Below are 17585 nucleotides of genomic sequence, written 5' to 3'. Positions count from 1 at the left end.
CACGCAAACAACAACAAGTATGTTGATAAGTCATCAGCCATTAGTACCAGTCAGCTCCACACATTACTGCGCTTCCACATCTGGCCTATCAACCCAGTGGTCTACTGGGGGCCTCTCACACGTAAACGTGCACGGATATCTCATCTTGAAGCAGGCTTCCCGCTTAGATGCTTTCAGCGGTTATCCCTTCCCAACGTAGCCAACCAGCCATGCCCTTGGCAGAACAACTGGCACACCAGAGGTCAGTCCATCCCGGTCCTCTCGTACTAGGGACAGGTCTTCTCAAATATCCAACGCGCGCAGCGGATAGGGACCGAACTGTCTCACGACGTTCTAAACCCAGCTCGCGTACCGCTTTAATAGGCGAACAGCCTAACCCTTGGGACCAACTCCAGCCCCAGGATGCGACGAGCCGACATCGAGGTGCCAAACCATGCCGTCGATATGAGCTCTTGGGCAAGATCAGCCTGTTATCCCCGGGGTACCTTTTATCCGTTGAGCGACACCCATTCCACAATGAGGTGCCGGATCACTAGTTCCTGCTTTCGCACCTGCCCGACATGTCTGTCTCGCAGTCAAGCTCCCTTGTGCACTTACACTCAACACCTGATTGCCAACCAGGCTGAGGGAACCTTTGAGCGCCTCCGTTACTCTTTAGGAGGCAACCGCCCCAGTTAAACTACCCATCAGGCACTGTCCCTGATCCGGATCACGGACCGAGGTTAGGAATCCAGAACGACCAGAGTGGTATTTCAACAACGACTCCACATCCACTGGCGTGAACGCTTCCCAGTCTCCCACCTATCCTACACAAATCGTTCCGAACACCAATACCAAACTATAGTAAAGGTCCCGGGGTCTTTCCGTCCTGCTGCGCGTAACGAGCATCTTTACTCGTAATGCAATTTCGCCGAGTTCGCGGTTGAGACAGTGGAGAAGTCGTTACGCCATTCGTGCAGGTCGGAACTTACCCGACAAGGAATTTCGCTACCTTAGGATGGTTATAGTTACCACCGCCGTTTACTGGGGCTTAAATTCTCAGCTTCGCACCGAAGTGCTAACCAGTCCTCTTAACCTTCCAGCACCGGGCAGGCGTCAGTCCGTATACAGCGTCTTACGACTTCGCACGGACCTGTGTTTTTAGTAAACAGTCGCTTCTCCCTGGTCTCTGCGGCCCTCCCCGCTCTCACGGATCGGGCCCCCCTTCTCCCGAAGTTACGGGGGCATTTTGCCGAGTTCCTTAACCACGATTCTCTCGAACGCCTCGGTATTCTCTACCTGATCACCTGAGTCGGTTTAGGGTACGGGCGACCGTATTCGTCACGCCGGAACTTTTCTTGGCAGTACAGGATCACTCACCTACGCCCATACGGGATCCCCATCACGTCTCACCCACACGACCCCAGCATTACCCGGGATCGGGCTGCACGCTTAGACGGACTATTCCATTAAGTCCGCGGAAGCTACCTCTCTGCGTCATCCCACACGCTGACCTACTACATCCCTGGTTCCCAGCCTCACACACCACACCCACCCCGAAGGGCGAGCAGGCAGCTCGGGTGGTTAGCATCAGACGCCTCGGTATGGGTCCTCCTACGATCGGTTCGGGAATATCAACCCGATGTCCATCGACTACGCCTGTCGGCCTCGCCTTAGGTCCCGACTAACCCAGGGCGGATTAACCTAGCCCTGGAACCCTTGATCAATCGGCGGACGGGTTTCTCACCCGTCTTTCGCTACTCATGCCTGCATTCTCACTCGAACAGCCTCCACCACTGGGTTCCCCCGCGGCTTCGCTGGCTGCTCGACGCTCCCCTACCCATCCCGGCAAAACCGGAATGACACAGCTTCGGCGGTGTACTTGAGCCCCGCTACATTGTCGGCGCAGAATCACTTGACCAGTGAGCTATTACGCACTCTTTCAAGGGTGGCTGCTTCTAAGCCAACCTCCTGGTTGTCTCAGCAACTCCACATCCTTTTCCACTTAGCACACGCTTAGGGGCCTTAGCTGATGTTCTGGGCTGTTTCCCTCTCGACTATGAAGCTTATCCCCCACAGTCTCACTGCTGCGCTCTCACGTACCGGCATTCGGAGTTTGGCTAAGGTCAGTAACCCGGTGGGGCCCATCGCCTATCCAGTGCTCTACCTCCGGCACGAAACACGCAACGCTGCACCTAAATGCATTTCGGGGAGAACCAGCTATCACGAAGTTTGATTGGCCTTTCACCCCTATCCACAGGTCATCCCCTCCATTTTCAACTGAAGTGGGTTCGCGCCTCCACGCGGTCTTACCCGCGCTTCACACTGCCCATGGATAGATCACTTCGCTTCGGGTCTAGAGCCGGCGACTGAACGCCCCGTTCAGACTCGCTTTCGCTACGGCTACCCCACACGGGTTAACCTCGCCACCGACCACTAACTCGCAGGCTCATTCTTCAAAAGGCACGCCGTCACCCCAAAAGGCTCCGACGGATTGTAAGCACACGGTTTCAGGTACTATTTCACTCCCCTCCCGGGGTACTTTTCACCTTTCCCTCACGGTACTTGTCCGCTATCGGTCACAAGGGAGTATTCAGGCTTACCAGGTGGTCCTGGCAGATTCACACCGGATTTCACGGGCCCGGTGCTACTCGGGAACAGCAACAACGCCGCACGTCAGTTTCGTCTACGGGGGTCACACCCTCTACGCCGTCGCACTCACCACGACTTCGACTACCAACACACGTCCACGCCGACCCCCCGGCAGAGAGGTCACGCACTGCCCCACAACCCCCAGCCTGCAACCCCTGCCGGGTATCACACAGACCAGGTTTAGCCACCTCCGCTTTCGCTCGCCACTACTCACGGAATCACTATTTGTTTTCTCTTCCTGCGGGTACTGAGATGTTTCACTTCCCCGCGTTCCCTCCACGCCACCTATACATTCAATGGCGGGTACCGCAACATGACTTGCGGTGGGTTTCCCCATTCGGACATCCTCGGATCACAGATCGGTTGTCATCTCCCCGAGGCTTATCGCAGACTCCCACGTCCTTCATCGGCTCCTTGTGCCCAGGCATCCACCGTGCGCCCTTAAAGACTTGGCAACACACAAAGACAAAAAATTGCTTACAAGATGCTCGCGTCCACTATGTAGTTCTCAAGAAACAACCCCACACCCACCAGCACACCACCACAGCGATGCCCCAGCAAGGGAGGACCAGCCACACACCCACCCCGAGCCCCTCCCCACAGGAAGAACCCCAGAACAGGCCGCGTGCAGCCTCACAACCCAATAGCGTGTCTCCACCTCGAACCAGCCCACGACCATCCGTTCCCACCCCACCAGGGAGGCGTACTAGAACAATCACTGCGAACCAGCGAAGCGCCCATCCGTTGATGTTCCACCCATGAGCAACCATCCCCACCACACGCGGGCAGGCAGACGGCCACCATACTTGGTGATGCTCCTTAGAAAGGAGGTGATCCAGCCGCACCTTCCGGTACGGCTACCTTGTTACGACTTAGTCCCAATCACCGATCCCACCTTCGACAGCTCCCTCACGAGGATGGGCCACTGGCTTCGGGTGTTACCGACTTTCGTGACTTGACGGGCGGTGTGTACAAGGCCCGGGAACGTATTCACCGCAGCGTTGCTGATCTGCGATTACTAGCGACTCCGACTTCATGGGGTCGAGTTGCAGACCCCAATCCGAACTGAGACCGGCTTTTTGGGATTCGCTCCACCTCACAGTATCGCAACCCATTGTACCGGCCATTGTAGCATGCGTGAAGCCCAAGACATAAGGGGCATGATGATTTGACGTCGTCCCCACCTTCCTCCGAGTTGACCCCGGCAGTCTCCCATGAGTCCCCGCCATAACGCGCTGGCAACATGGAACGAGGGTTGCGCTCGTTGCGGGACTTAACCCAACATCTCACGACACGAGCTGACGACAACCATGCACCACCTGTGCACCAGCCCAAAGGAAGCCACATCTCTGCGACCGTCCGGTGCATGTCAAGCCTTGGTAAGGTTCTTCGCGTTGCATCGAATTAATCCGCATGCTCCGCCGCTTGTGCGGGCCCCCGTCAATTCCTTTGAGTTTTAGCCTTGCGGCCGTACTCCCCAGGCGGGGCACTTAATGCGTTAGCTACGGCGCGGAAAACGTGGAATGTTCCCCACACCTAGTGCCCAACGTTTACGGCATGGACTACCAGGGTATCTAATCCTGTTCGCTCCCCATGCTTTCGCTTCTCAGTGTCAGTAATGGCCCAGAGACCTGCCTTCGCCATCGGTGTTCTTCCTGATATCTGCGCATTTCACCGCTACACCAGGAGTTCCAGTCTCCCCTACCACACTCTAGCCTGCCCGTACCCACCGCACGCCCGAGGTTGAGCCTCGGGTTTTCACGGCAGACGCGACAAGCCACCTACAAGCTCTTTACGCCCAATAATTCCGGACAACGCTTGCGCCCTACGTATTACCGCGGCTGCTGGCACGTAGTTAGCCGGCGCTTCTTCTGCAGGTACCGTCACTTTCGCTTCTTCCCTACTGAAAGAGGTTTACAACCCGAAGGCCGTCATCCCTCACGCGGCGTCGCTGCATCAGGCTTTCGCCCATTGTGCAATATTCCCCACTGCTGCCTCCCGTAGGAGTCTGGGCCGTGTCTCAGTCCCAGTGTGGCCGGTCGCCCTCTCAGGCCGGCTACCCGTCATCGCCTTGGTGAGCCACTACCTCACCAACAAACTGATAGGCCGCGAGCCCATCCCCCACCGAAAAACTTTCCAACCACCACCATGCGGTGACAGTTCATATCCGGTATTAGCCCCGATTTCCCGAGGTTATCCCAGAGTGGGGGGCAGGTTACTCACGTGTTACTCACCCGTTCGCCACTAATCAGGCAGTGCAAGCACCACCGTCATCGTTCGACTTGCATGTGTTAAGCACGCCGCCAGCGTTCGTCCTGAGCCAGGATCAAACTCTCCATGAAAACATGAAAAAATCCCGGCAAAAGAAACAAACAACCAGCTACTGCTGATCATCCGTAAATCTTGCCAATCAAAAATATTGGCATCAACAAACAGACACGCTATTGAGATATCAAGCAACACGCGCACATCCCTCGGGACCGCCCAGCGATCCGTCGTAGAGGCTCGAGTGCCGGGTGGAGACTCCATCCGACGAGCTTCCGCTTCGTCGTCCCGGCGCGAGTCATTACCTTAGCAGTTCCTCGAGTCCGATTCAACTCTGCTTGACGTGTTCCGGGTCTCATCCTGATCGCGATGCGATCAGTGAGTCGGCCCTCGCCCTCGGCCTGGAACGGCCGGGCCCGCACATCGTCCGCTCCTGCATCCGATCCGGGTCCCATCGAGTGGAACGTCCCGGGTCTTCGCTCTCGCGTCGTCCGTGCTGACAAGGAAGACAGTACGGGGCGGGCTCAACGGCCGTCAAACCCGGTCGTTCACCCTGCGGCAACCCCTCCGTACCTCCGAACACGCAGGTCAACCCAACTTTCTGCGGCTAGCGGCCGCGCAATGGAGCCCGATGTGACCCACGTTTGAGAGTGGGGTCACCGGGGGCCTCCCCCGGCTTGCATCGGCACGCATGTCGGGTGATAAGGGCCGTGGACGCCGTGGAGCCCCGGACCGCATCGGTCCGGGGCTCCACGTCGATCGCGCGGTGATCCCGTGGGGTCGCCGCGCGGTGCTCAGCCGCGCAGGGTCGCGATGGCAGCGCTCTTCCGGCCGCGCCGGAGCAGGAGCCGCCCACCGGGCAGGGCCGTCAGCGTGCCGAGCTCCGCCGCGAGATCGTCGGCGGAGATCTTCTCCCCGTTGACCGACAGTCCTCCTTCGTCCGCGCCGCGCCGTGCAGCTCCCTTCGACGACGCGATACCGGTGCCGACGAAGGCGTCGACGAGCGTGTCCGTCGGCGCCAGCGTCGCGCCGGGCAGCTCGCCGGCGATGGCGTCGACCGTCTGCTCATCCAGCTCGCGGACGTCCCCGCGGCCGAACAGCACGGCCGCGGCTGCCTTGGCCTGATCCGTCGCCCGCTGGCCGTGGACGAGCGTCGTCAGCTCATCGGCGAGGGCCTTCTGCGCGGCCCTCTGATGCGATGCATCCTTCGTCGCCGTCTCGAGCTCCGCGATCTCCTCCTGGGAGCGGAAGGTGAAGTACCGCAGGTAGTTCACGACATCGGCGTCGGCCGCATTCAGCCAGAACTGGTGGAAGGCGTAGGGGCTGGTGAGCTCCGCGTCCAGCCACACCGCACCGCCCTCGCTCTTGCCGAACTTGGTGCCGTCGGCCTTCGTGACCAGCGGTGTGGTCATCGCATGCGCGTCGTGCCCCTCCACCTTGCGGATCAGATCCACGCCGGAGAGCAGGTTCCCCCACTGGTCGTTCCCGCCGTACTGCAGAGAGACGCCATGGCGGCGATGCAGCTCGAGGAAGTCCAGGCCCTGCAGGATCTGGTAGCTGAACTCCGTGTAGCTGATCCCCTCGTCGCTCGCCAGCCGACGTGCGACGGTCTCCTTCGCGAGCATCGTGCCCATGCGGTAGTGCTTCCCGATGTCCCGCAGGAACTGCAGGGCGCTCATCCCGCCGATCCAGTCGAGGTTGTTGACCATCTGCACGCCGAACTCGCCGTCCAGATCCAGGAAGCGGGAGATCTGATCACGGAGCGAGGAGACCCAGCCGGCCACCACATCCTCGTCGTTCAGCACGCGCTCCCCCGACATGCGGGGGTCGCCGATGAGTCCCGTCGCACCGCCCACCAGGGCGAAGGGTCGATGGCCGGCGAGCTGGAACCGGCGCATGGTGAGCACCTGGGTCAGGTGGCCGACGTGGAGGGAGGCGGCTGTCGGGTCGAAACCGCAATAGAGGCTGATCGGTCCGTCCGCGAGAGCGCTGCCGAGCGCCTCGCGCCCGGTGGTCTGCACGACGAGTCCTCGCCAGGCGAGTTCGTCCAGGACGGTCTGCATCGATCAGGTTCCTCTCGTTCGGGCGGTTCCGCGCATCGCGATCCGCCGATCATGGTGGTCGGAGGTCATTCTCCCAGAGACGAGGAGGGAGCGCGATCCGATATCGGCTCGACGGGGCCGGCCCTCTGCGAAGGGCCGGCCCCGTCGAGCACCGGTCGAGGTGCGCAGATCCTGCGTCTGCTCGAGCTCGTCGCGGAAGCCGTCTCTCACCGCTGACGCGGATGCTCTCCGGGGACACCGGCTCTCATCACGGACGCTCTCTGCTCAGCGGTCCGCAGTGAAGCCGCGCAGAGCAGCGATCCTCCGCTCGACCTCGTCCTCCTGCTCTGCCACACGCACCGGGGCCGTGCCGCCCTTGGCATCCCGCGAGGCGATGGAGCCCTCCACGGACAGCACCTCGCGCACGGATGGATCGAGATTCTCCGAGATCCCCGCGAACTCCTCGTCCGTGATGTCCCACAGCTCCTTGTCCTGCTCCTCGGCGAGCTTCACGCAGGCGCCCGAGATCTCATGGGCCTGACGGAAGGGCACCCCGCGACGCACGAGGTGATCGGCGATGTCCGTCGCGAGGGAGAAGCCCTGAGGAGCGAGCGCGGCCATCCTGTCGGTATGGAACGTGAGGGTCGCCATCATCCCGGTGAAGGCCGGGAGCACCAGCTCGAGCGAGTCGACCTGGTCGAAGACCGGCTCCTTGTCCTCCTGCAGGTCGCGGTTGTACGCGAGCGGAAGGGCCTTCAGCGTGGCGAGCAGCCCCACCAGATCACCGATGACGCGCCCTGCCTTGCCGCGCGCGAGCTCGGCGATGTCCGGGTTCTTCTTCTGCGGCATGATCGACGACCCCGTGGAGAAGGAGTCGTCCAGGGTGATGAAGGAGAACTCCTTCGTGTTCCACAGGATGACCTCCTCCGCGAGCCGGGAGAGGTCGATCGCGACCATCGCCAGCACGAAGGCGAACTCGGCCGTCAGGTCCCGGGATGCGGTCCCGTCGATCGAGTTCCACACCGAGTCCTCGAAGCCCAGCTCTGCGGCCACGCGCTGCGGGTCCAGTCCGAGGCTCGATCCCGCGAGGGCCCCGGAGCCGTAGGGCGAGACAGCGGTGCGACGGTCCAGATCCTGCAGACGCTCCACATCCCGCAGCAGCGGCCAGGCATGCGCGAGCAGGTGGTGGCTCAGCAGCAGCGGCTGGGCGTGCTGCAGATGGGTGCGGCCCGGCATCGGAACGCCGTGCACCTCGCGAGCACGCTCGAGCAGCACCTGCACCAGGTCGAGGATGCGGTCTCCGATCCCCCGTGCCTGGTCGCGGATGAACAGGCGGATGAGCGTCGCGATCTGGTCGTTGCGCGAACGTCCGGCGCGCAGCTTGCCGCCGAGCTCCGAGCCGGCTCGCTCCATGAGCCCGCGCTCGAGGGCGGTGTGCACGTCCTCGTCGTCGGCCGCGGCGATGAAGTCGCCGGAGGCGACGTCGGCGGCGAGAGCGTCCAGCGCGTCCTGCATCCGGTCCCGCTCGTCGTCGTCGAGCAGACCGGCAGCATGCAGCACGTTGGCATGGGCCTTCGAGCCGCGCAGGTCGTACTGCGCGAGCCTCCAGTCGAAGTGCGTCGACTTCGACAGCGCCGCGAGCGCCGCCGCGGGACCGGAGCCGAAGCGTCCGCCCCACAGGGCCGCGCTGCCGCCCTCCGCCGGGGACCCGGCCGCGCTGCTCACGCGTCGTCCTCGACGGTCAGGTCCTGACCGTTGCCCAGCGCCACATCGCGGGCGGCGGCCTGCTTGGCGGCGAGGCCGTAGATCTCGATGAAACCGCGGGCCTGGGACTGGTCGAAGGCGTCGCCCTCGTCGTAGGTGGCGAGGTTGAAGTCGTACAGGCCGGTCTCGGTGCGACGTCCGGTCACGGTCGCCCGTCCGCCGTGCAGGACCATGCGGATGTCTCCGGAGACGTAGCGCTGCGTGTCCTCGATGAACGCGTCCAGCGACTTCTTCAGCGGGGAGAACCACTGGCCGTCGTAGACCATCTCGGTCCAGCGATCTCCGACCTGGCGCTTGAACCGTGCCTGCTCGCGCTCGAGGGTCACGCGCTCGAGCTCCTGATGCGCGGTGATGAGGGCCATCGCCCCGGGCGCCTCGTACACCTCGCGGGACTTGATGCCGACCAGACGGTCCTCGACGATGTCGATGCGGCCGACGCCCTGGGCGCCCGCCCGACGGTTCAGCTCCTGGATCGCCTGCAGGGGCGTGACGGCGCGGCCGTCGATCGCGACCGGGACGCCCTGCTCGAAGCTGATGACCAGCTCGTCGGCCACCGGCGGGAAGGCCGGATCGTCGGTGTAGTTGAAGACGTCCTTGGTCGGCTCGTTCCAGATGTCCTCGAGGAAGCCGGTCTCGATGGCGCGGCCCCACACGTTCTGGTCGATCGAGAAGGGATTGTGCTTGGTGGTGGCGATCGGCAGGTTCTTGCGCTCCGCGTACTCGATCGCGCGATCGCGGGTCAGCGCCAGATCCCGCACCGGGGCGATGCACTTGAGCTCCGGCGCGAGGGAGGTGATCGAGACCTCGAAGCGGACCTGGTCGTTGCCCTTGCCGGTGCAGCCGTGGGCGACGGTGGTGGCGCCGTACTTCTTGGCGGCCTTGACCAGATGCTTGGTGATCACCGGGCGCGAGATCGCGGAGACGACCGGGTAGGCGTCCATGTACAGCGCGTTCGCCTTGAGGGCGGGCATGCAGTACTCGTCGGCGAACTCGTCGCGCGCGTCGGCGACGTAGGCCTCGACGGCGCCGCAGTCCAGGGCGCGCTGGCGGATGACCTCGAGGTCCTCGCCGCCCTGGCCCACGTCGACCGCGCAGGCGATGACGTCGGCGCCGGTGGCGTCGTGGATCCAGCCGATGGCGACGGAGGTGTCGAGGCCGCCGGAGTAGGCGAGGACGATGCGTTCGGTCACGGGAAAGCTCCTAGTGGGTTCTTCTTCTGGTTCTGACGATATGAGGGTCGGTGGAGATGGCGCCGAGCCGGCGGCCGAGATGGCACCCGTCGCAGGGCCCATAGGTGCCGGGAGGCTGTCAGCGGGGCCCGTCGGCCAGGTCGAGCAGTCGCGCGGCGAGAGCGTCCCCGCCGTCGGCGTCGCGGGCCACCAGCAGCACGGTGTCGTCCCCCGCGATGGTACCGATGACGTCGGGCAGGACAGAGCGGTCGATCGCGGAGGCGAGGTACTGGGCCGCCCCCGGAGGCGTGCGGACCACGACGAGGTTCCCGCTCGCCTCCGCGGAGACCAGCAGACCCTCGGCCAGGCGCGGGAGCCTGGCCTCGAGCACCTCCGACTCGGCGGCGCTCCCGCCCCGCTGCAGCGCCCCCTCCGGCGGCGTGCGGTAGACGAGGCCCCCCTGGGCGCCGCGGACCTTCTCGGCCTGCAGCTCGACCAGATCCCGCGACAGGGTCGCCTGCGTCACCTCGAACCCCTCTTCGGAGAGCAGGCGGGCGAGCTGGGACTGCGAACCCACCTCCTGCTGCTCGAGGAGCTCGACGATCCGGCGCTGACGGGACGTCTTGGTCTGCGCGAGGCCCCGTCGGGGCTCGGTCATGAGCGCCCCGTCGGCCGCTGCGCCGGCAGAGCCAGCGCATGCGCGGCAGTCTCCGCGTCCGGGTGGGCGATGAGCCAGGTCATCAGGGCCTTCTGCGCATGCAGCCGGTTCTCCGCCTCGTCCCAGACGACCGAGCGCGGACCGTCGATCACCTCGGCGGCGACCTCCTTGCCCCGGTAGGCGGGCAGGCAGTGCAGGAAGATGCCCCCGGAGCGCTCCATGAGCTCCTCGGTCACGGCGAAGCGGCCGAACAGCTCGGTGCCGCGCGCTCCCTTCTCGCCCTCCTGGCCCATCGACACCCAGGTGTCGGTCACGACGGCGTCCGCGCCTGTCACCGCGGCCTGCGGGTCATCGGTCACGGTCACGGACCCGCCCGTCGACGCGGCGATGACCTCCGCCGCACGCACCACGGCCGACGTCGGCAGATGACTGGTCGGCGCGGCGATGCGCACGTCCATGCCCGCGGTCACCCCGCCGAGCAGGTAGGAGTGCGCCATGTTGTTCGCGCCGTCTCCCAGATACGCCAGGGAGCGGCCTGCCAGCGAGGCCTCGCCGTCACCGCCGAGGCCTCCGGTGTGCTGGGCGATCGTGAGCAGGTCCGCGAGGATCTGGCAGGGATGGAACTCGTCCGTCAGGGCGTTCACGACGGGGACGGTGGCGTGCCGCGCCATCTCCTCGATCCGGTCCTGGCCGAAGGTGCGCCACACGATGGTCGAGACCATGCGGGTGAGCACCCTGGTGGTGTCGGCGATGGACTCGCCGCGACCCAGCTGGCTGGAGCCGGCCTCGATCACGAGCGGGCTGCCGCCGAGCTCGGCGATGCCGGTGGCGAAGGACACCCGGGTGCGCGTGGAAGACTTGTCGAACAGGACGGCGACCGTGCGGGGGCCCTCGAACGGCCGATGCGCGAAGCGGTCCTCGGTCATCGCGAGGGCGAGCGCAAGGACCTCCTTCTGCTCGACCGGGGACAGATCGTCGTCGCGCAGGAAGTGACGGGGCATCTCAGGACCTCTTCTCGGGAAGGTGAACAGGGCGGGGCTCGGGACCGGGCTCCGGAGCGGGCTCGGGGCCGGGCTCAGCAGTCAGTCGTGGATCATGCTCGGTACGGCCTGCGGATCCGCCGTCGGATGCGGCGGACCCGTCGGCGGCATCGAGGAGCCCGGGCAGGGCGTCGACGAAGCCGGACAGCTCCTCCTCGGTGACGATCAGCGGCGGAGCCAGCCGCAGGGTGGTCGGGTTCGCGGCGTTGATGATGAGGCCCGCGTCGAGGGCCGCCGCGACGACCTGCGGTGCGATCGGGGCGGACAGCTCGATGCCCTGCAGGAGCCCTGCGCCCCGGATGCCGACGACCCGCGCATCCGACTCCGCGACCGCCGCGACCCGAGCGGCGAGATCGGCGCCGACGGTGCGCACGTGCGCGAGCAGATCCTCCTCGGCGATGGTGCCGAGGACGGCCAGGGCGACGGCGGCCCCGACGGGATTGCCGCCGAACGTGGTGCCGTGCTGGCCCGGCTGCAGGAGCGTGCGGACCTCCTCGCCGAACGCGACCACGGCACCGATGGGGAACCCGCCGCCGAGGCCCTTGGCCAGCGTCATGACGTCGGGCAGGACGCCCTCGACGCGCTGGTGGGCGAACCACTCCCCCGTCCTCGCGATCCCTGTCTGGACCTCGTCGAGGACCAGCAGCGTCCCGTGCTCGCGGGTGAGGCGCCGCAGAGCGCGCAGGTAGTCGTCCGACAGCGGGATGACGCCGGCCTCGCCCTGGATGGGCTCGGCGCACACGGCGGCGACATCGCCCGGGGCGAGGGCCGCCTCGAGAGCCGCCTCGTCCTCCGCGGGGAGGAACTCGACACCGCCCGGCAGCGGTTCGAAGGGCGCACGGTACGCCTCCTTGTGCGTGAGCGCCAGAGCCCCCATGGTCCGGCCATGGAAGGACTGCTCGAGGGCGATGATCCGCGGCCGGCCCGTGCGGCGGGCGATCTTGAAGGCCGCCTCGTTGGCCTCGGTCCCGGAGTTCGTGAAGAACACCCCGGAGCCCTCGGGCGCCTTCGCGAGCTCGAGCAGCCTCTCGGCGAGCTCGATCTGCGTCGGTGTCGCGAAGAAGTTGGAGACGTGCCCGAGGGTCTCCATCTGCTTGCCGATCGACGCGACGAGCGAGGGATGCGCATGACCGAGCGCGTTCACGGCGATGCCGCCGAGCAGGTCGAGGTACTCGTTGCCGTCGGCGTCCCACACCCGGGTCCCCTCGCCCCGCACGAGGACGCGCTGGGGAGTGCCGAACACGCCGATCATCGAGCCGGCGTAGCGGCGCGCGAGCGCGGCGGAGTCGGCGACCGACGGGCCCGTCGGCGGAGCATCCGGGCCCGCCGGGCCCGCCGGGGCCGTGGGGTGCGCAGAGTGCGCGGGGGTCGCAGGCGTCGTCCGCTCAGACATAGTCGTCCCTCCTCACCATGGTGCCCACGCCCTTGGCGGTGAACACCTCGAGCAGCACCGCATGCTCGATCCTTCCGTCGATCATGGCGGCCGTGCGCACTCCGGAGTCCACCGCATCCAGCAGCGACTCCGCCTTGGGGATCATCCCCGCGGTCAGCGACGGCAGCATGCCGCGCAGATCGCTGGCTGAGATCTCCGGGATCAGCGAGTCGCGATCCGGCCAGTCGCGGTACAGACCCTCGACGTCGGTGAGGACCACGAGCTTCTCCGCGTCGAGGCCGGCGGCGAGCGCTGCCGCCGCGAGGTCGGCGTTGATGTTCAGCACGGCGCCCGTGGGCTGGCCGTCCTCCGCGATCTCCGGGGCGATCGAGGAGACCACCGGTATGCGCCCGGCGTCGAGCAGGTCCTGGATCGACTCCGGCCGCACCTGCGTCACCGCGCCGACATGGCCGAGGTCGACCTCCTCCCCGTCGACGGTCGCGCCGCGGCGGCGCGCGGAGAACAGCCGCGCGTCCTCTCCGGACATGCCGATCGCGTACGGCCCGTGCTCGTTGATGAGCCCGACGAGCTCGCGCCCGACCTGGCCGACGAGCACCATCCGCACGATGTCCATCGTCTCGGCGTCGGTGACCCGGAGGCCACCGCGGAACTCGCTGTCCAGGCCCACACGCTGGAGCATCGCGCTGATCTGGGGCCCGCCTCCATGGACGACGACGACGTGGATGCCGGCCTGGCGCATGAAGACCACGTCCGCGGCGAAGGCGCGGCGCAGCTCGTCGTCGATCATGGCGTTGCCGCCGTACTTCACCACGACGATCTTCCCCGCGAAGCGCTGCATCCAGGGCAGCGCCTCGATGAGGATTTCGGACTTGGCGCGGGCGTCCGCCTGGGCGGGCGTGAGCGCGGCGAGGGGGTTCTTGCCGGTGGTGCTCATGAGGAGTACGCGCTGTTCTCTTCGACGTAGTCGTGGGTGAGGTCGTTGGTCCAGATGTCCGCGCTCGCGCTCCCGGCACCGAGGTCGACCTCGATGAGGGTCTCGCGCGGGGTCATGTCGACCTCGGAGCGGTCGCGGTGGGCGCCGCCGGCGCGGCACACCTCGACGCCGTTGACGCTCACGGAGAGGTCCGTGACCGCGAAGGGGGCGACGGACTCGGGCACGCAGCCGGCCGCGGAGACGATGCGGCCCCAGTTGGGGTCGTTGCCGAAGATCGCGGCCTTGACGAGGTTCGAGCGGGCGATCTCGCGGGCGACGGCGAGCGCGGCCTGCTCGGTGCTCGCGGAGCGGACCACCACGTGCACGTCGTGGCTCGCGCCCTCGGCGTCGGCGACGAGCTGGCGGGCGAGGTCCGCGCTCACCGCGCGCACCGCCTCGGTGAGCACCTCGACCTCCACGGCGGTGCCGCTCGCACCGGAGGCCAGCAGGATCACGGTGTCGTTGGTGGACATGCAGGCGTCGGAGTCGACGCGGTCGAAGGTGGTGCGGGTCGCCTCGGCGAGCGCCTGCTGCGCGGTCGCGGCGTCGACGTCCGCGTCGGTGGTGAGGACGACGAGCATGGTGGCCAGCTGCGGGGCGAGCATGCCCGCGCCCTTGGCCATCCCGCCGACGACGACGCCGGAGGGCAGCACGACCTCGGCGGTCTTGGGGACGGTGTCGGTGGTCATGATCGCCTGGGCGGCGGCGGCATCGGCGTGCTCCCCCGCGGCGAGGGCACCCGCGGCGGCGGTGGCGCCGGCGAGCAGCGGCTCCAGGGGCAGGCGCTCGCCGATGAGCCCGGTCGAGCACACGAGCACGTCCTGGGCGGAGACCTCGAGGACGCCGGCGAGGTGCTCGGCGGTGGCGTGCGTGTCGCCGAAGCCCTCGGGGCCGGTGCAGGCGTTGGCGCCGCCGGAGTTGAGGACCACGGCGCGGGCGCGGCCGTCGGCCACGGCCTGGCGGGACCAGAGCACGGGCGCGGCCTGCACGCGGTTGCTGGTGAAGACGGCGGCGGCGGTGTCGCGGGGGCCGTCGTTGACGACGAGGGCGAGGTCGTGCTTGCCGGTGCTCTTGATGCCGGCGGCGAGACCGGCGGCCCGGAAGCCCTGGGGGCGGGTGATCGACATGGGGGTCCTCCAGCGGACGGGACGGATGAGGGGTGGGGCGCTCGCGGCGCGGCTCAGGGGGCGAGCGCGGTGCGGGTGAGACCCGTGGTCTCGGGCAGGCCCAGGGCGAGGTTCATCGACTGCACGGCGGCGCCGGCGGTGCCCTTGACGAGGTTGTCGATCGCGGCGATGACGGTGGCCTGGCCGCTGCGGCGGTCCGCCACGGCGCTGATCCGCACGGTGTTCGCGCCGGTGACTTCCTGGGTGGCGGGGACCTGCCCCTCGGGCAGCAGGGTCACGAAGTGCTCCTGGCCGTAGTCCGCCTCGAGGGCGCCGAGGAGGTCCGCGGTGCCGGCGCCCTCCGCGAGCGGCGCGGTGCACACGGCGAGGATGCCGCGGCTCATGGGCACGAGCACGGGGGTGAAGGTGAGGCGCCGGGAGGGGTCCTCCCCCGCCGCGCGGCGGAGGTTCTGGAGGATCTCGGGGATGTGCCGGTGGCTGCCGCCGACGCCGTAAGGGCGGGCGCCGCCGCCGGCCTCGGTGAGCAGCAGGTGCTGCTTGGCCGCGCGGCCCGCTCCCGAGTAGCCCACGGGCAGCACGGCGTTCAGGGCGGAGGGGTCCACGAGCCCGGCGCGGACCAGCGGTGCGAGGGCGAGGCTCACGGCGGTCGCGTTGCAGCCGGGCACGGCGATCTCGCGGGCGCCGGCGAGCAGCTCGCGCTGACTCGGGCCGGCGGCCAGCGGCAGCTCGGGCATGCCGTAGGTCCACGTGCCGGCGTGCTCGCTGCCGTAGTAGTCGGCCCAGTCCTGCGGGTCCTCGAGCCGGTGGTCGGCGCCGAGGTCGAGCACGAGCACGTCGGGGTCCTCGGCGCGCAGCGCGGCGCTGATCTCCCCGGAGCGGCCGTGCGGGAGGGCGAGCACGACCACGTCGTGGCCGCGGAGGACCTCCACGGTGGTCTCCTGCAGCACGAGGTCGAGGCCGGGGTCGAGGTGCGGGGCGAGCTCCGCGAGCGGCCGCCCGGCGCTGCTGTGGGCGGTGACGGTGACGACCTCGACCGCGGGGTGCTGGGAGAGCAGCCGAAGGGTCTCGCCGCCCGCGTAGCCGGAGGCGCCGACGACGGCCGCGCGCAGGCGTCGGCCCGCCGCGACGGGGGCGGTCGGGACGACGGACGGGAGCGGCGCGGACATCATGCAGGCAAGTCTATACACCCCACTGCATGAACAGCCAATCCGGGTCACGGGCTGTCCGGTGCACCACACACGACCCCCGTCGATCACGAATCGGCAACGGCGTCAAAGGTTTGACGTCCACCGCGCTTCAGCGGTTAAGCTCATCACATTCACCGGTTAAGTGGGGCAGCGGCGCTCCCGGCCCCCGGACCACGTCCCACGACGTCACACGACATCCGCAGCCTCGTCACCAGGCAGGAGAGCCCGATGAGTACGACGACACCGCTGTCGATCGCGGAGGCGGAGCCCGATCCGGGCTCCCCGCGCGGCACGGCGCTCCCGGCCGCGCGCAGGCGCCGCCGGGTCCCGCCGAACCTCGTCTACCTCGCGCAGCGCGCCGGCACCTACCTGACGGTCCTGTTCATCTCCGTCGTCCTGAACTTCGTGCTGCCCCGACTCATGCCCAACGACCCCGCGCAGTCGATGATCCGCGACATCTACGAGAAGACGGGCCAGCGCCCCTCCGAGTACCAGATGCGCGTCATCCACAACATGTACGGCGACCCCGACACCCCGATCTGGGAGCAGTTCTGGAACTACCTGGTCCAGCTGGTCCACCTCGACCTGGGCCGCTCGATCATGTACTACCCGATGGAGGTCACGGACCTCGTCTCCCAGGCGCTGCCCTGGACCCTCTTCCTCGGTCTGCTCTCCACCCTCATCGGCTGGGTGATCGGCACCTACCTCGGCGCCCGGCTGGGCTGGCGCCCCGGCGGCCGGCTCGACTCCCTCATCACCCCCGCGGCCATGTTCTTCGCCTCGATCCCCGCGTTCTGGCTGGGCCTGCTGGCGGTCTGGTACCTCTCCTACACCAAGGGCTGGTTCCCCGCGCAGGGCTCGGTCAACCAGCGCCTGCGCCCGCCGGGCATCGGCAACCCCGAGTGGGTCCTGAGCGTCCTCTTCCACGCGGCGCTGCCCCTGGCGACCCTCGTCGTCGTGGGCATCACCGGCTGGCTCTTCAGCATGCGCAACATGATGATCACGACGGTCAACGAGGACTACGTCCACCTCGCCCGGGCGAAGGGCCTCTCCCCCGAACGGGTGCGCACCGCCTACGCCGCGCGCAACGCCATGCTCCCCAACATCACCGGTCTCGCCATGTCGATCGGCGGCGTGCTCATGTCCGTGGTCCTCGCCGAGAGCGTGTTCGTCTACCCCGGCCTCGGCGGGCTCATCGGCGCCGCCACCGGCGTGCGCGACTACCCGCTCATGCAGGCGCTGCTGCTGATCGTCATCGTCCTCAGCCTCGTCTTCAACTTCATCGCCGACAGCGTCTACGTGCTGCTGGACCCGCGCACCCGGGAGGGGAGCTGAC

The 17585-nt window shown here is 66.9% G+C and carries 10 protein-coding genes and 2 rRNA genes; 1 reads left to right on the top strand and 11 read right to left on the bottom strand.

What is annotated here, in order from left to right; genetic code table 11:
• Positions 1–21: 21 nt before the first annotated feature.
• From ACZ5AJ_RS03110 to argC, 11 genes are all read right to left on the bottom strand, one after another.
• A 23S ribosomal RNA gene (locus ACZ5AJ_RS03110) occupies positions 22–3086 on the bottom strand.
• 368 nt (positions 3087–3454) lie between these two features.
• Positions 3455–4973 (bottom strand): 16S ribosomal RNA (locus ACZ5AJ_RS03105).
• Together the 16S and 23S rRNA genes form the textbook arrangement of a ribosomal RNA operon.
• A 717-nt stretch (positions 4974–5690) precedes the next feature.
• The gene (gene tyrS, locus ACZ5AJ_RS03100; RefSeq protein WP_464136987.1) at positions 5691–6959 is read right to left on the bottom strand and encodes a tyrosine--tRNA ligase; all 1269 of its coding nucleotides are present in this window, start codon (positions 6957–6959) and stop codon (positions 5691–5693) included.
• Positions 6960–7223: 264 nt separating this feature from the next.
• Positions 7224–8663 (bottom strand): argininosuccinate lyase, encoded by a 1440-nt coding sequence (gene argH, locus ACZ5AJ_RS03095; protein WP_464136985.1) that lies wholly within the window; start codon positions 8661–8663, stop codon positions 7224–7226.
• Positions 8660–9892 (bottom strand): argininosuccinate synthase, encoded by a 1233-nt coding sequence (locus tag ACZ5AJ_RS03090; RefSeq protein WP_464136983.1) that lies wholly within the window; start codon positions 9890–9892, stop codon positions 8660–8662. Before ACZ5AJ_RS03090 ends, argH begins: the two co-directional genes overlap by 4 nt.
• 118 nt (positions 9893–10010) lie before the next feature.
• Entirely contained in the window at positions 10011–10529 is a 519-nt protein-coding gene (locus ACZ5AJ_RS03085; protein ID WP_464136981.1) for an arginine repressor, read from the bottom strand.
• Positions 10526–11530 carry an ornithine carbamoyltransferase gene (argF, locus tag ACZ5AJ_RS03080; RefSeq protein ID WP_464136979.1) on the bottom strand — a complete coding sequence of 335 codons (1005 nt, stop codon included), beginning with the start codon at positions 11528–11530 and terminating at the stop codon, positions 10526–10528. Before argF ends, ACZ5AJ_RS03085 begins: the two co-directional genes overlap by 4 nt.
• Before the next feature lies 1 nt (position 11531).
• On the bottom strand, positions 11532–12962 hold the full coding sequence (locus tag ACZ5AJ_RS03075) for an acetylornithine transaminase (protein WP_464136977.1): 1431 nt from the start codon (positions 12960–12962) through the stop codon (positions 11532–11534).
• Positions 12955–13896, bottom strand: coding sequence for an acetylglutamate kinase (gene argB / locus ACZ5AJ_RS03070; protein ID WP_464136975.1), 942 nt, complete (start codon positions 13894–13896; stop codon positions 12955–12957). Before argB ends, ACZ5AJ_RS03075 begins: the two co-directional genes overlap by 8 nt.
• Positions 13893–15062 carry a bifunctional glutamate N-acetyltransferase/amino-acid acetyltransferase ArgJ gene (argJ, locus tag ACZ5AJ_RS03065; RefSeq protein ID WP_464136973.1) on the bottom strand — a complete coding sequence of 390 codons (1170 nt, stop codon included), beginning with the start codon at positions 15060–15062 and terminating at the stop codon, positions 13893–13895. Before argJ ends, argB begins: the two co-directional genes overlap by 4 nt.
• 53 nt (positions 15063–15115) lie before the next feature.
• Positions 15116–16228, bottom strand: coding sequence for an N-acetyl-gamma-glutamyl-phosphate reductase (gene argC / locus ACZ5AJ_RS03060; protein ID WP_464138681.1), 1113 nt, complete (start codon positions 16226–16228; stop codon positions 15116–15118).
• Positions 16229–16477: 249 nt separating this feature from the next.
• On the opposite strand from argC, the gene ACZ5AJ_RS03055 reads away from it, so the two are divergent.
• Complete coding sequence (locus ACZ5AJ_RS03055) at positions 16478–17584, top strand: ABC transporter permease (RefSeq protein WP_464136971.1); 1107 nt, start codon at positions 16478–16480, stop codon at positions 17582–17584.
• Position 17585 lies beyond the last annotated feature (1 nt).

The organism is Brachybacterium zhongshanense (genome assembly GCF_055385755.1).
Note: the sequence above shows the minus strand (reverse complement) of the source record. Positions and strands in the feature narration are given on the sequence as shown.

What these genes read in the sequence shown, in the direction of transcription:
- tyrS (WP_464136987.1), bottom strand. Translation starts at nt 6,959, where the DNA reads ATGCAGACCGTCCTGGACGAACTCGCCTGGCGAGGACTCGTCGTGCAG.
- ACZ5AJ_RS03085 (WP_464136981.1), bottom strand. Translation starts at nt 10,529, where the DNA reads ATGACCGAGCCCCGACGGGGCCTCGCGCAGACCAAGACGTCCCGTCAG.
- argF (WP_464136979.1), bottom strand. Translation starts at nt 11,530, where the DNA reads ATGCCCCGTCACTTCCTGCGCGACGACGATCTGTCCCCGGTCGAGCAG.
- ACZ5AJ_RS03075 (WP_464136977.1), bottom strand. Translation starts at nt 12,962, where the DNA reads ATGTCTGAGCGGACGACGCCTGCGACCCCCGCGCACTCTGCGCACCCC.
- argB (WP_464136975.1), bottom strand. Translation starts at nt 13,896, where the DNA reads ATGAGCACCACCGGCAAGAACCCCCTCGCCGCGCTCACGCCCGCCCAG.
- argJ (WP_464136973.1), bottom strand. Translation starts at nt 15,062, where the DNA reads ATGTCGATCACCCGCCCCCAGGGCTTCCGGGCCGCCGGTCTCGCCGCC.
- argC (WP_464138681.1), bottom strand. Translation starts at nt 16,228, where the DNA reads ATGTCCGCGCCGCTCCCGTCCGTCGTCCCGACCGCCCCCGTCGCGGCG.
- ACZ5AJ_RS03055 (WP_464136971.1), top strand. Translation starts at nt 16,478, where the DNA reads ATGAGTACGACGACACCGCTGTCGATCGCGGAGGCGGAGCCCGATCCG.